Genomic DNA, 12777 nt, shown 5'->3' with positions numbered 1-12777 from the left:
TTTATAGTGAACCATACTTACGGCGCATGCGCTCACGCACAAATTCCGCAAGGGTGTTAAAAATAAACGTAAAGATAAACAGAACCAGACCCGAGAGGAAAAGGACTCGATAATGGGTACTGTAGACTTCCGCCTCCGGCATTTCGACCGCAAGGTTAGCTGACAGGGTACGCATTCCCTGGAAGATATTGGCGTCCATCAAAGGCGTGTTACCAGAGGCCATTAACACAATCATCGTTTCACCGATGCCGCGCCCGAAGCCCAACATAATCGCTGAAAAAATCCCCGGACTGGCCGTCGGCAGCACCACACCCACCAAGGTTTGCCAACCACTCGCACCCAATGCCAGTGAACCATTCACCAGGTAGCTAGGGACGTTATAAATCGCGTCTTCCGCCACCGAGAAGATGGTCGGGATCAACGCAAAGCCCATTGCGAAACCGATGACTAAAGCATTACGTTGGTCAAAATCAATACCGGCACTGAAGGTTAGCCAGTGGCGCATGTCACCATTAAAGAACAGATTCTCGATTGGCCCACTCAGTGACAACGCAAACCAGCCCAAAAACACCACAACCGGCAACATCAACACAGCACGACGCCCGACGGGCACCATTAGGCGCAACCCTTCCGGCAAACGTGACCAGCCAAAGCCAAACAGCAGAATCCCCAACGGCACCACCACTAGAATGGCAAAGAAGCCCGCCAAGTGCGCCTCCATATAAGGTGCCAACCACAGCCCCGCCAAAAACCCAAGGATAACCGTTGGCAGAGCTTCGATCAGCTCAATCGCTGGCTTGACCACTTGGCGGGTTTTCGTATCCATAAAGAAAGCGGTGTAGATGGCGGCCAAAACCGCAATCGGCACTGCAAATAACATGGCATACAACGCCGCCTTTATGGTGCCGAATGTCAGCGGCATCATCGAAAACTTAGGTTCAAAGTCATTACTGGCCGAAGAGGACTGCCAATTGTAAGTCGGCTCCTCATAACCTTCGTACCAGACTTTACCCCACAAGCTTGAGAAAGACACATCCGGATGTTCGTTTTTAATGTCGTAATTAATCATCTTACCGGTCGTTGTTTCCAACAATGCGCCGTTACCGCGTTGTGCCATCTGCAAAAAGCGCAAACCGGTATCCAACTGCACATCGGCCAGATGCCGTTCCGCTGTCGCGTTGTAAAGATTTATCTCATCCGACCCATCGAGCGTCACAAACCCTTTACGACTGTATTCAATTGCAATGAAATTGATCGGTGCCTTGTCCACTTCAAAGTCGCGAATAAAGCGCAAACGGAAATTATTATTCTCATCCCGCACTGGGAACCACTGCGCCACGCGTCCCTGCGTTGTTCCGACCATTAAGGAATAGTCGCCCAACAGGAAACGCAGTGCGGAAATTTCTTCATCCTCCCGCACCAGATTCACTTTTTGCAATAATCTCGGTGAATCGACTTTCGACAGATCGTAATACGCCGTTTCACCGTTACGCGAAATCAGATAGAGGTTGCGCATGCCGGCATCCAGCTTTAACCAATCAAAGCCAGCGGCACCTGAAATGGTGCCTTGTGCATATTCCTCCAACACCACATCATCGGACAGCATCGACTCGATCTTATCGAACTGCTTGACCAAAACATCCGATTGACCGACCACCTGATAAGACACCACCAACTTCGAATCACTGCTACGAGCCGCCACCTTCTCGATGGCCGCGTCTGCCAGAGACAACGGCTCCTGACCAAACGGGTACTTCAGAGACGGCGTAATGGTGCGCACATTATTCGGATAGGTCACCGCGTACTCATACTGCGCAAACAAGACCCCCCCGCCCGACAGACCGAAGGCCATTAGCTTATTTGTTTCATTAACATTGGTAAAGCTGGTAATCGTTTCGCCTCTCAGCGGCAGCCTTTCCTGAGAAAACACCTTACCATCCGCCGCGGTAAAGCCGATCAACTGACCGGATTCGGTGATACGCAAAGCGGTTTCCTTGTATTCATCCATGCCATAGAAGAGCGTTTTCTCTTGTTTTCCACCCGGCAATGCATAAGACGAATGCTCCTTAACCGAAGCCGGGACAAACAAGGGTGCCACAACGTAGACCAAAAAGAACATAATCAACAGCACCGCCATAATGACACTGACACCACCAATGGAGATACTTGACGCCCAGGCCATATCCACAAAGTTACGGCGCTTGATACGTTTCTCGAATTTAGGCCCTTTCAAAGCCTCATCTAATGTTTTTTGCGCTGACTGATCCATTCAAAATTCCTAGAGGGTGATTTGAGTTCCGTAAATCTTAACGAGGCAATATGACATCCAGATGAAATTACCGTCTAAGATTTTGACGCCCGTCCAACCTCACGCCACACATTACCCGACTGCGAACGCACCATAAATAATCATTTTGCACCAATATGAAATAAGTTGATTTTGCCCAACCCTCCCATCAATGGGAAGACTGATTCATTTTTCCTTGCTGCTCAACGACTTAAAACGGCCTCAAAAAAAATTGGCTTTCTGGCATGGTTCAAGCTATTATCAGCACGACAATATCAGACACATTCTGTGGACACCAAAGGGTAATCAGTCGCTTCCAAAGACATTGAAGCCTGTGCCGACACCCGCACGGCACCCCCCCGAAAACAGACCAGAGATACTGATGCTTAACCCCTATGCAATCCATTCGGGTTAAACCGCTGATCAAACGGCATTACAATCTCGACAATTCATTTAAAACGACTAGAAGGACACACTTATGTCGCAAGAAATTTTTGATGTAATCAAAGACAACGATGTTAAATGGGCAGATCTTCGCTTTACCGACACGCATGGTAAAGAGCAGCACGTGACCATCCCGGCCAGTAGCGTAGATGAAGATTTCTTTGCTGACGGTGAAACGTTTGACGGGTCTTCCATTCAAGGCTGGAAAGGCATTCACAATTCAGACATGATTTTGATGCCACAAGAAGACGGGTTCTACCTAGATCCGTTCACGAACGACCCGACGATTGTCATTCGCATGATGGTGGTGGAACCGTCCACGATGGAACCTTACGAAAAAGACCCGCGTGGTGTCGCCAAAAAAGCCGAAGCCTATTTGGCCTCTACTGGCGTGGCGGACACCGCTTTCTTTGGCCCAGAACCCGAATTCTTTATTTTTGACGACGTGCGCTGGGGCGCGGATATGTCCGGTTCTTTTGTCAAAATGAACTCCGGCGAATCCGCCTGGGATTCCGAAAAAGTCTATGAAGACGGCAACATCGGTCACCGCCCAAGAGTCAAAGGCGGTTACTTCCCAGTGCCACCGGTTGACCAGTTACACGAAGTGCGTGCCGACATCTGTGCCATGGCCGAAGCCATGGGCCTGAAACTCGAAGCACACCACCACGAAGTGGCCGCTGGCGGACAATGCGAACTGGCCGTGGGCGGCAACACCCTGACCGCCAAGGCGGATGAAGTCCAAATTCTGAAATACGCGGTACACAACACCTGTAGCGCACTGGGCAAAACGGCCACCTTTATGCCAAAACCCATCGTGGGTGACAATGGCTCGGGGATGCACATCAATATGTCTTTGTCTAAAGACGGCAAAAACATTTTTGCCGGTGACGTTTATTCCGGCTTGTCGCAGGAAGCGCTGTGGTATATCGGCGGCTTAATCAAGCACGCGCGTACTTTGAACGCCTTCACCAACCCAGGCACCAACTCTTACAAGCGATTGGTTCCTGGGTTTGAAGCTCCGATTCTACTGGCCTATTCCGGTTCCAACCGTTCGGCGTCCATCCGCATTCCGTATGCACCGTCAGAACGTTCGCGTCGCGTGGAGTTGCGTTTCCCAGATCCGACCGCCAACCCTTACTTGGCGTTTGCCGCCTCGCTAATGGCCGGCTTGGACGGAATCCTCAACAAAATTGATCCGGGCGAGCCGTCCGAAAAAGATTTGTACGACCTGCCACCGGAAGAAGAAGCCACTTACAAAACCGTTTGTGCGTCTTTGGAAGAAGCGCTGGATGCTTTGGATGAGGATCGTGAATTCCTGAAAACTGGCGGCGTCTTCACCGATGACACCATTGATTCTTACATCAAGCTGAAAATGGAAGAAGTCACTCGCATGCGTGCCACCACCCATCCAATCGAATTCGACATGTACTACTCTCGTTAATCGTCGATTCGATTCAAATAAAAAACCCGCTTTCGCGGGTTTTTTTGACGCTTAATTTTTCGGGATCCGTACAATTTCGACCCCAGTGTGAAAATGCAAAAACGACCAGGTCTGGTCGTTTGAGTGTGTTTTTGGAAAGACGGGGAATCAATGCCCTTTATGGTTGGGATCCCAATCTTTCAAAACATATTCCGCCCCACAATAAGGGCACTTGGCTTTTCCAGTCTCTTCAATTGGCAACATCACTTTCGGGTGCGAATTCCATTGCTCTTGCCCTTTCATCGGACAGGTCAATGGCAGATCATCATAAGTGACTTCAATCACGGTTTGTTTACTCATAATCGCTTCTTTCCATTTCAGTTTGATTGTTTCGGGAAAACCCTGCTTAGGCCACAGTGGTCAACCAATCCAGATGCGCTTGGGAACGTCCGTGTACCACATCAAAATACTGCGTCTGTAACAACTCGGTCACAGGGCCACGCTGACCTTCTCCAATTTGTCGATTGTCCAGCTCACGAATCGGCGTCACCTCCGCCGCCGTTCCGGTAAAGAAGGCTTCATCAGCAATATAGACTTCATCACGGGTAATGCGTTTTTCACGCACTTCGTAACCGGCTTCTTTGGCCAACTGCATAATGGTACGACGCGTAATACCATCCAATGCAGCGGTCAGTTCCGGGGTGTAAATCACCCCGTCACGCACCATAAAAAAGTTCTCACCCGACCCTTCGGAAACATAACCTTCCGTATCCAGCAACAAGGCTTCGTCGCAGCCATGACTCACCGCTTCTTGCAGTGCCAGCATCGAGTTCATATAAGACCCGTTCGACTTGGCTTTGGTCATGGTGACATTGACATGGTGGCGAGTGAAAGAAGACGTGGCGATCTTAATGCCTTTACGCAGGTTTTCCTCCCCCATATAAGCGCCCCATTCCCAAGCAGCAACAATGACATGCGCCTTGAGATTATCGGCACGCAACCCCATACCTTCTGAACCATAAAACACCATTGGGCGAATGTAGGCCGATTTCAAACCGTTTTCACGCACGGCCGCGCGTTGCGCTTCATTCAGAACATCTTTGGAAAACGGCATGGGCATATTCATGATTTTGGCCGAATTGAACAAGCGATCCGTGTGCGCCTGCAAGCGGAAAATGGCCGTGCCCTGCTCCGCTTCGTAGGCACGCACGCCCTCAAACACGCCCATTCCGTAATGTAACGTGTGGGTTAATACATGGGTTTTAGCCTCACGCCAAGGCACCATTTCACCATCCAGCCAAATCAGGCCGTCGCGATCACTCATTGTCTGCATTGCAAGCTTTCCTTTCAGGTTTCTAACAGGAGGCCTTTCCAAGTTCACGCAAAAAATTCATACGTTTTCGCCAAAATCGCAGAAACTTGTTTTCACAAGGAAACGCCCGGCTATTTACCGAATTCTGCGCTCTAAAGAACCGAAGGATTCAACGCATGAAGGGGTCAGTCGTGCAATATTAAGCTTGTGGAATCAAGAAGTCAGCGAAATGGCGTTTAACGCTATAAACTGTCTGGGCGAAGCCTCACCGGATAATAGTTTAGAAAATAATAGTTTAGAAAATTTTGGTTATTTTAGCCTAATTCTCCCCTGCCATCACCACCAATTCCATAAAACCGAATGGATTTTCATCCAGCGCCTCACAGCAACAAACCCACAACACCCCCTCAAAAGACTTGCCATGACTTTTTTACTTGAAATTACAGGCGATATGTTTAAAATCATTCTTTTGGATTTAACACACTCATTCAGGCCGAATGTCGCGCATAGCACATCCGCCCAAACCGCAGACGGCATTACCCAATTCAAAAAAGCAATCCCAAGCTCGTCTTGCGATTGCTTTTTTAATTTGAACTTCTGGGTTTTAAAAGTCGCTTTAACCCAATCATGGCAAGACTGAGGTTTAAGGATCGGGTTAGAGACCGGTTTGAAGCCACTACTTTGGAAAACAATACCATTATGACTACTTCACCGCACTTAATGAACACCTATGCCAGACTGCCGGTTTGCTTTAAGTCCGGCAAAGGGGCTTGGCTTTACGATGAACAGGGTCAAAGCTACCTTGATGCCGTCAGCGGCATCGCCGTGTGCAGTCTCGGACACGCTCACCCAGAAGTCAGCGAAACCCTCTGCGAACAAAGCCACCAGCTAATTCACACGTCAAACTTATACAGCATCGAAAAGCAAAACCTGCTGGCCGATCAGCTGGTGGACGTGTCGGGATTGGAAAAGGTGTTTTTCTGCAACTCCGGTGCTGAAGCCAATGAGACAGCAATCAAAATCGCCCGCAAGTTTGCACACCGTAAAGCCCTGAGCACGCCGAAAATCATCGTGATGGAAAACAGCTTTCACGGGCGGACGTTAGCTACCCTGTCCGCGACGGGCAATGCCAAAGTTCAGCAAGGCTTTGCACCGCTGGTCGAGGGCTTTATACGCGTGCCTTTCGGAGACGCCGAAGCGGTTAAAGCGCACAGTGAAGATTCCAATATCGTCGCCATTCTGGTGGAGCCCATTCAGGGAGAAGGCGGTATTAAGATTCCCCCGCAGGGCTACCTAAAACAGCTGCGCGAAATCTGCGACCACAATGACTGGCTTTTGATGGTGGACGAAATTCAAACCGGCATCGGTCGAACCGGAAAATGGTTTGCACACCAGCACGAGGGCATTCTCCCCGATGTGATGACACTGGCCAAAGCACTTGGAAACGGTGTCCCAATCGGCGCTTGCCTAACCAGCACTAAAGCCGCCGACATTCTAGAGCCGGGCAATCACGGCACCACCTTTGGTGGCAATCCGCTGGCCTGCGCCGCAGGCCTGGCCGTTTTGAAAGTGATACGGGCACACAACTTCATCGAGCACATCGAGTTAAAAGGACTGGAAATTCTAACCCGTTTTCAGGCGGCGCTGGAGGACAACCCGGCGGTCAAGGATGTACGCGGCAAGGGCTATATGCTCGGCATTGAATTGGATCGCCACTGCGGTGAGCTGGTGCCAATGGCCTTAGAAAAACATCTTTTGATCAACGTCACGCAAGGCAACACCATTCGCCTATTGCCGCCATTTGTGATGTCAAACGATCAAGTCGACCGTTTGATCGACACCCTTGTTGAGTTAATCAACCAATTTACCCAGCAAGCCTAAATGCGCTTGCCAGAACGGGAAATAGCTTATGACCCCACACCACTTTCTAACCCTAAACGATTTATCTTCTGACCAGTTACAGCAACTGATTGAACGTGGCATCGAGTTGAAAAAGATGCAAAAAGCGGGCGAAATTCACGAACCGCTGAAAAACAAAACGCTCGCCATGTTATTTGAAAAGTCCTCCACACGCACCCGCATTTCATTTGAAATCGGCATGACGCAACTGGGAGGACACGCCTTGTTTTTATCCCCGAAAAGCACTCAACTCGGGCGTGGTGAGCCGATTGAAGACAGTGCCCGAGTCATTTCCAGTATGGCGGACGGCATTATGGTGCGAACCTTTGCACATGAGATAGTGGAAAAAATGGCGGAACACTCACAAGTGCCCGTCATTAATGCCCTGACCGACGATTATCACCCATGTCAATTGCTGGCCGACATGCAAACCTATTACGAACACCGGGGCGCCATTACCGATAAAACGGTTCTTTGGGTGGGCGATGGCAATAACATGTGCCAATCCTATATTAACGCGGCCAAGCAATATAACTTCAAACTTCGCATCTCAACACCGGAAGGCTACGACCCAAAAACGGAACTACTGGACGCGCACAAAGATCGCGTGGAACTGATTCGCGACCCGATGGCCGCCGCTGAAAATGTTGACTTGGTGGTAACGGACGTCTGGGCGAGCATGGGGCAGGAAGAAGAACAGAAAAAACGCGAACGCGCTTTTCAAGCCTATCAAGTCAACTCCGAATTAATGGCGCAAGCCGACCCAGAGGCTCTGTTTATGCACTGTTTGCCAGCGCATCGCGGTGAAGAAGTTTCCGCGGAGATCATGGACGCAAAAGACAGTGTGGTGTGGGACGAAGCTGAAAACCGGTTACACGCCCAAAAAGCCTTGCTTGAAAAGCTCATGGCTTAACAGGACTACATGACCCAGCATGGTTTGCCCTGCATGGCGTAACGCGGTTTAACACAACACAGGCTATCCATCCAACGCTTTGCGACCGGCAAAAGCCTGACTGAGTGTGCCGCTGTCAATAAATTCCAGCTCACCACCCATAGGGATGCCTTGCGCCAGACGCGTCACCGGCACCTTCATTGACGCGGCGAGTTGCTGAATGTAATGTGCGGTGGCTTCACCTTCTACGGTTGGATTGGTGGCGATAATCAATTCTGAAATACCGTCATGCTGCAGACGCTCTGCTAAAAGCGGCAATCCAAGCTCTTCAGGCCCAATGCCGTCAATCGGCGACAGATGCCCCATCAACACAAAATAGGTTCCTTGAAAAATACCGGACTGCTCAATGGCCACCACATCGGTCGGCGTTTCCACAACACACAACTGATCCGATTTTCGGCTGGGTGAAGCACAAATCACACACAGCTCCGTTTCCGAAAAATTCTGACATTGACGGCAATGCCCCACCCTATCAATGGCTTCGACAATCGCTTCGGCCAGACGTTTCCCGCCCTCAGGATTTGTTTGCAACAAATAATACGCCATCCGCTGCGCCGACTTGGCACCAATGGTCGGCAACACTTTAAACGCATCAATCAAGGCTTGAATGACAGGGCTCTGCATTAAACCCCACCCATTTTCAGACTCACAACTTTCATGCTAACCACCAGGCCTGGTTAAAACGGCATTTTCATACCCGGCGGCAACTCCATGCCACCGGTTAGACCGGCCATACGTTCCTGGGTTTCTTCTTCCACTCGTCGTGCGGCACTGTTAACGGCCGCCGCGAACAGGTCTTCCAGCATTTCTTTATCATCCATCAAGCTATCGTCTATTTTAACTTTCACCAGTTCATGTTTACCGGTCATAACGACTTTCACCATGCCACCACCGGCTTCACCTGTAATTTCCATTTGCGCGATTTCTTCTTGCGCGGCTTGCATATTCTTTTGCATTTCCTGGGCTTGCTTCATTAAGTTGCCCAAACCACCTTTTCCACCAAACATGGTCTCTCCTTTTTTAGTGACCTACTGCAATTTAACCGGACGAATGGACGACTCAATCAGCGTCATGTCCAGCGTTTCCATCATTTCCTGCACCAACCGATCCTGCCGAATGCTTTGCTCTGCTTGGGCTTGGCGGGTTTGCTGCTGCTCGGCATCCAACTGTGTCGGAGTTACATAAACCCAATCCGAATCCGCTTCAACAAACATCAAACGACAGCCCAACTGCGCTTTGACTTCTTCTTCAAGGCGTTGAAAGGCCAACTCGGTTTTAGCGTAGACCTGCTTCGGATCGACGCTTAACGTCAAGGTATGCGCATCCTGCGCCACCAATATCGACTGACGCGCCAACTCAGCGGCGAGGCCATCCAACTGCAAATCGACAATCATCTGAGCCCAACGCCTTGGATCCTGTCCTGCCGAATCCGGTATTGAAGCATTTTGTGTTGAAGCATTCTGTGCTGAACTTAAAGCCGCTGAGGACGTTGAAGAGCCGTCCAAATCAGATTCGACCCCTTCCTCCGAGCCGGATGGCGGCTTAATAACGTCCGATTCCGAAGCCTCTTCCCAAGGAAGCGGAGCCAAGGGTTCCGCACGCGCCTCGTAATTCACCGCGTCGGTTTGCCCTGCCCGCGTCGTCGCTTCCGGTTCAAACTGAGATTCTGCTGGGAACGCTTGTGCGGTTTTCGGTTCGGAATGAGCGTCAGAACCAGCTTCTCCTTCTGATTGAAGTTCGGAAGACGATTCCGAATACGCTTCAATGTGCGCCTCAGAGTGCGCGTCTGAAATAGCCTCCGCCGCCATCGCTTGCACCGCTTCGGCCTGAGCGACAGCATCGGGCACCGGCGACTGAACAGCCTCTTGCTTCACGTCATGCACCGCTTCTGGCCTGCGCCAATGACGCTCATCCTCTTCTGACCCAGTGGGCTGAACGCCTTTAGACGACGGGGGTTCCGACAAAGACGGTACCGCATCAGGCTTTCCCAGGGTGGCATCCAGTTTGGCTCGCAATTCGGCCAAATGCTGTGCGCCGCTGGTGGGCTTTGGAGCCGTATCACTTGAAGCAACCGGTGCGCTCGGCGCAACGGGCGGATTGGAAACCTCCGTCAAGGTGGCTTCGGTTTTCATCGACTGAGGCTGGGAAACAGGTTCAGGTTGAAATTCTGGCTCCAGTTTCGGTGCTGCTGCGCTGGAAAAGTCACTCGACATCGTTTTTAACACATCACCAGGCCTGGTCATTTTCGGCTTGGGCGACTTAGAAGACTTGGACGGCTCACTGTCCGGCATCTCGAAGGCCAACATTCGCAGCAGCGCCATTTCGAAACCGATGCGGACATCCGGTGCCAAGGCCATATCCTGCTGAGCCAACAACGCAATCTGATACAGCAATTGCACCCGTTCCGGCGAAAACGCCTGCTGCAACGACTGCATGACCCCCACATCCAAAACGCACTGCTCATCCACCGTATCCAATAATTGCAACAGGCTCAACTGATGCAAGGATTCGATCAACTGTGCATTCAACGCAGTATAATCCACGCCCATCGCCGCCAGCTGCTGAATCACCGTCTTCAGCCCATCCGCCGACTCCTCCGCCAACGCCATTAAAATCTGTTGGGTAAACTGCTGATCCACCAGCCCCAGCATCGTCTGCACCGAGCCATACCGCACCTCGCCTGCTCCGTAAGCAATGGCCTGATCCAGAATGCTCAACGAATCCCGTGCAGAGCCATCGGCACTTTTAGCGATCATCGTCAAAGCCGCCTCATCAAACGGAACCGATTCCTGCTGCAAAATCATCGCCAAATGCCCCTGAATTTGCGTAGGCGTCAAGCGCATTAAGTTAAATTGCAGACAACGCGACAGCACCGTCATCGGCAACTTATGCGGATCGGTTGTCGCCAGCAGAAACTTCACATGCTCCGGCGGCTCTTCCAGTGTCTTCAAGAGCGCATTGAAACTGCTTTTCGACAGCATGTGCACCTCGTCGATCAAGTACACCTTGTATCGTCCCTGCACCGGCGCATACTGCACGTTATCCAGCAGCTCGCGCGTGTCTTCCACCTTGGTTTTCGACGCCGCATCGACTTCAATCAAATCCACAAAGCGCCCCTCATCAATCGAACGACAGGTGGAACACACCCCACAAGGCGTTGAACTCATCCCCTGCTCACAATTCAAGGCTTTGGAAAAAATCCGTGCAATGGTCGTTTTCCCAACACCACGTGTGCCGGTAAACAAATAAGCATGATGCAATCGCTGCTGATCCAACGCATTCGCTAACGCCTGCATCACATGCTGTTGACCCACCAGTTCGGAAAAGTTTTTAGGACGCCACTTTCGGGCTAAGACAGTATGACTCACAGACACCCATTTCTGATAAATGAAATGATGCTATTTTAACGTTAAAGCAAAAGATTGCGAGTTTAAATTCAGCAAACGAAATGAGAAATGAAAGGGTGGCGACCCTGCCCGCCTGACCTCGGCGCACGAATCAGAAAGTACCGTTGCTTCCTTCCGGACCTGGCGGGGTTCCCAACCTATCGTCGCGAGGGGACGAACAGAATCACCATAATGTAAAACCAATTCCTACCCTGCGAAAAAAGAAACGCAAAAGCCTAAAATAAAAAAGCCGCATAAAGCGGCTTCTCTGGAATTTGGCTCCCCAAGCTGGACTCGAACCAGCGACATACGGATTAACAGTCCGGTGTTCTACCAACTGAACTATTGGGGAAAAGTCGTTCAAGCGTCGCGCTTGATGGGTGTGTATTATAGAGATAAATTTGCCGCTGGCAAGCCCTATTTTTAATTTTTTTGAATCCCGTCACAACAGGGATTTCACAGAAATATTGGCTAAAACACTCGCCTCAAAAGACGATATTTTTTTAAATCATCTGAACGAGGCCGTTAAATCTAATTGAACAAAGGACTTTCACCGTAAAACGATACTTAAACACTCATGTGACAAATATGTGCCAATTCTGTGACAGCACATTTTGACATCAACGTCCTTTTGAACGAAAGACTCAATTTTCAGATTCATCAACAATTTCAAAAAACTCACCAATTTCACAATCAAAATATCGGCACAATTGCTCAACTACCTTTAACTCTATTCGAGTCGCCTCTTCTTTATAAAGCAAACTAATGGTATTCCGGTGTATGCCAGTATCTCTGGATACATCCGATATTTTTAACTTTCTTTGCCCCATTAATGTCGATAAATTACATCTAATCATATATTTTTTACTCCAAAATATAAAAATATCTTGCAGAATGATATTTTCTGCAGTAATATTACATCTAGCAGGGCATTTTTATTTTTGCCAGGCTAAAATTAGTTTTTAAATTATAAATGATAGGAGAAAGTTATGCCATTAACATATCTAACCACCGAAGAGTTGAGCGAACGTATCAAATACAACCCAAGAACCATACGACAGACACTGAAAGACACTG

The 12777-nt window shown here is 49.8% G+C and carries 11 protein-coding genes, 1 tRNA gene and 1 other RNA gene; 4 read left to right on the top strand and 9 right to left on the bottom strand.

All coding sequences use genetic code 11. The annotated features are described in order from the left end of the window. Position 1: 1 nt before the first annotated feature. Positions 2–2269 (bottom strand): ABC transporter permease subunit, encoded by a 2268-nt coding sequence (locus ACP5D0_RS03110; protein WP_472364113.1) that lies wholly within the window; start codon positions 2267–2269, stop codon positions 2–4. A 496-nt stretch (positions 2270–2765) separates the two neighbouring features. On the opposite strand from ACP5D0_RS03110, the gene glnA reads away from it, so the two are divergent. Continuing rightward, positions 2766–4172, top strand: coding sequence for a type I glutamate--ammonia ligase (glnA, locus tag ACP5D0_RS03105; RefSeq protein ID WP_472364112.1), 1407 nt, complete (start codon positions 2766–2768; stop codon positions 4170–4172). Positions 4173–4319: 147 nt separating this feature from the next. Here glnA and ACP5D0_RS03100 read toward each other — a convergent pair whose 3' ends face one another. Both ACP5D0_RS03100 and ACP5D0_RS03095 read right to left on the bottom strand, forming a co-directional pair. Then, entirely contained in the window at positions 4320–4511 is a 192-nt protein-coding gene (locus ACP5D0_RS03100) for a zinc-finger domain-containing protein (protein WP_472364111.1), read from the bottom strand. A gap of 46 nt (positions 4512–4557) precedes the next feature. Then, complete coding sequence (locus tag ACP5D0_RS03095) at positions 4558–5484, bottom strand: branched-chain amino acid transaminase (protein WP_472364110.1); 927 nt, start codon at positions 5482–5484, stop codon at positions 4558–4560. A 208-nt stretch (positions 5485–5692) separates the two neighbouring features. On the opposite strand from ACP5D0_RS03095, the gene ACP5D0_RS03090 reads away from it, so the two are divergent. Genes ACP5D0_RS03090 through argF form a run of 3 tightly spaced genes read left to right on the top strand, consistent with a single transcriptional unit; the run spans position 5693 to position 8275 of the window. Continuing rightward, positions 5693–6103: a hypothetical protein gene (locus ACP5D0_RS03090; RefSeq protein ID WP_472364109.1), complete on the top strand. Its 411-nt coding sequence runs from the start codon at positions 5693–5695 to the stop codon at positions 6101–6103. Positions 6104–6162: 59 nt separating this feature from the next. After that, entirely contained in the window at positions 6163–7344 is a 1182-nt protein-coding gene (locus ACP5D0_RS03085) for an acetylornithine transaminase (protein WP_472364108.1), read from the top strand. 28 nt (positions 7345–7372) lie between these two features. Continuing rightward, positions 7373–8275: an ornithine carbamoyltransferase gene (gene argF, locus ACP5D0_RS03080; RefSeq protein ID WP_472364107.1), complete on the top strand. Its 903-nt coding sequence runs from the start codon at positions 7373–7375 to the stop codon at positions 8273–8275. A gap of 63 nt (positions 8276–8338) precedes the next feature. Here the strand turns inward: argF and recR are convergent, their stop codons facing one another. The 6 genes from recR to ACP5D0_RS03050 form a co-directional block, all read right to left on the bottom strand. Next, positions 8339–8938 carry a recombination mediator RecR gene (gene recR / locus ACP5D0_RS03075; RefSeq protein WP_472364106.1) on the bottom strand — a complete coding sequence of 200 codons (600 nt, stop codon included), beginning with the start codon at positions 8936–8938 and terminating at the stop codon, positions 8339–8341. Between the two features lie 53 nt (positions 8939–8991). Continuing rightward, complete coding sequence (locus ACP5D0_RS03070; protein WP_472364105.1) at positions 8992–9321, bottom strand: YbaB/EbfC family nucleoid-associated protein; 330 nt, start codon at positions 9319–9321, stop codon at positions 8992–8994. Between the two features lie 21 nt (positions 9322–9342). Further along, on the bottom strand, positions 9343–11682 hold the full coding sequence (gene dnaX, locus ACP5D0_RS03065; RefSeq protein WP_472364104.1) for a DNA polymerase III subunit gamma/tau: 2340 nt from the start codon (positions 11680–11682) through the stop codon (positions 9343–9345). Positions 11683–11784: 102 nt separating this feature from the next. Further along, positions 11785–11881, bottom strand: an RNA gene (gene ffs / locus ACP5D0_RS03060) — signal recognition particle sRNA small type. 95 nt (positions 11882–11976) lie between these two features. Continuing rightward, a tRNA-Asn gene (locus ACP5D0_RS03055) sits at positions 11977–12052 on the bottom strand. Between the two features lie 292 nt (positions 12053–12344). Then, the gene (locus ACP5D0_RS03050) at positions 12345–12557 is read right to left on the bottom strand and encodes a helix-turn-helix domain-containing protein (protein ID WP_472364103.1); all 213 of its coding nucleotides are present in this window, start codon (positions 12555–12557) and stop codon (positions 12345–12347) included. Positions 12558–12777: the final 220 nt, after the last annotated feature.

The sequence above is a fragment of the Hydrogenovibrio sp. genome, from assembly GCF_049975065.1.
In the GTDB taxonomy this organism is placed as follows: Bacteria; Pseudomonadota; Gammaproteobacteria; order Thiomicrospirales; family Thiomicrospiraceae; genus Hydrogenovibrio.
This window is presented reverse-complemented; position numbering and strand designations above follow the sequence as displayed.

Excerpts from the sequence above, each read along its gene's own strand:
- ACP5D0_RS03100 (WP_472364111.1), bottom strand. The coding sequence starts at position 4,511 with ATGAGTAAACAAACCGTGATTGAAGTCACTTATGATGATCTGCCATTG.
- ACP5D0_RS03090 (WP_472364109.1), top strand. The coding sequence starts at position 5,693 with ATGGCGTTTAACGCTATAAACTGTCTGGGCGAAGCCTCACCGGATAAT.
- ACP5D0_RS03095 (WP_472364110.1), bottom strand. The coding sequence starts at position 5,484 with ATGCAGACAATGAGTGATCGCGACGGCCTGATTTGGCTGGATGGTGAA.
- ACP5D0_RS03110 (WP_472364113.1), bottom strand. The coding sequence starts at position 2,269 with ATGGATCAGTCAGCGCAAAAAACATTAGATGAGGCTTTGAAAGGGCCT.
- ACP5D0_RS03085 (WP_472364108.1), top strand. The coding sequence starts at position 6,163 with ATGACTACTTCACCGCACTTAATGAACACCTATGCCAGACTGCCGGTT.
- ACP5D0_RS03050 (WP_472364103.1), bottom strand. The coding sequence starts at position 12,557 with ATGATTAGATGTAATTTATCGACATTAATGGGGCAAAGAAAGTTAAAA.
- ACP5D0_RS03070 (WP_472364105.1), bottom strand. The coding sequence starts at position 9,321 with ATGTTTGGTGGAAAAGGTGGTTTGGGCAACTTAATGAAGCAAGCCCAG.
- recR (WP_472364106.1), bottom strand. The coding sequence starts at position 8,938 with ATGCAGAGCCCTGTCATTCAAGCCTTGATTGATGCGTTTAAAGTGTTG.
- glnA (WP_472364112.1), top strand. The coding sequence starts at position 2,766 with ATGTCGCAAGAAATTTTTGATGTAATCAAAGACAACGATGTTAAATGG.
- argF (WP_472364107.1), top strand. The coding sequence starts at position 7,373 with ATGACCCCACACCACTTTCTAACCCTAAACGATTTATCTTCTGACCAG.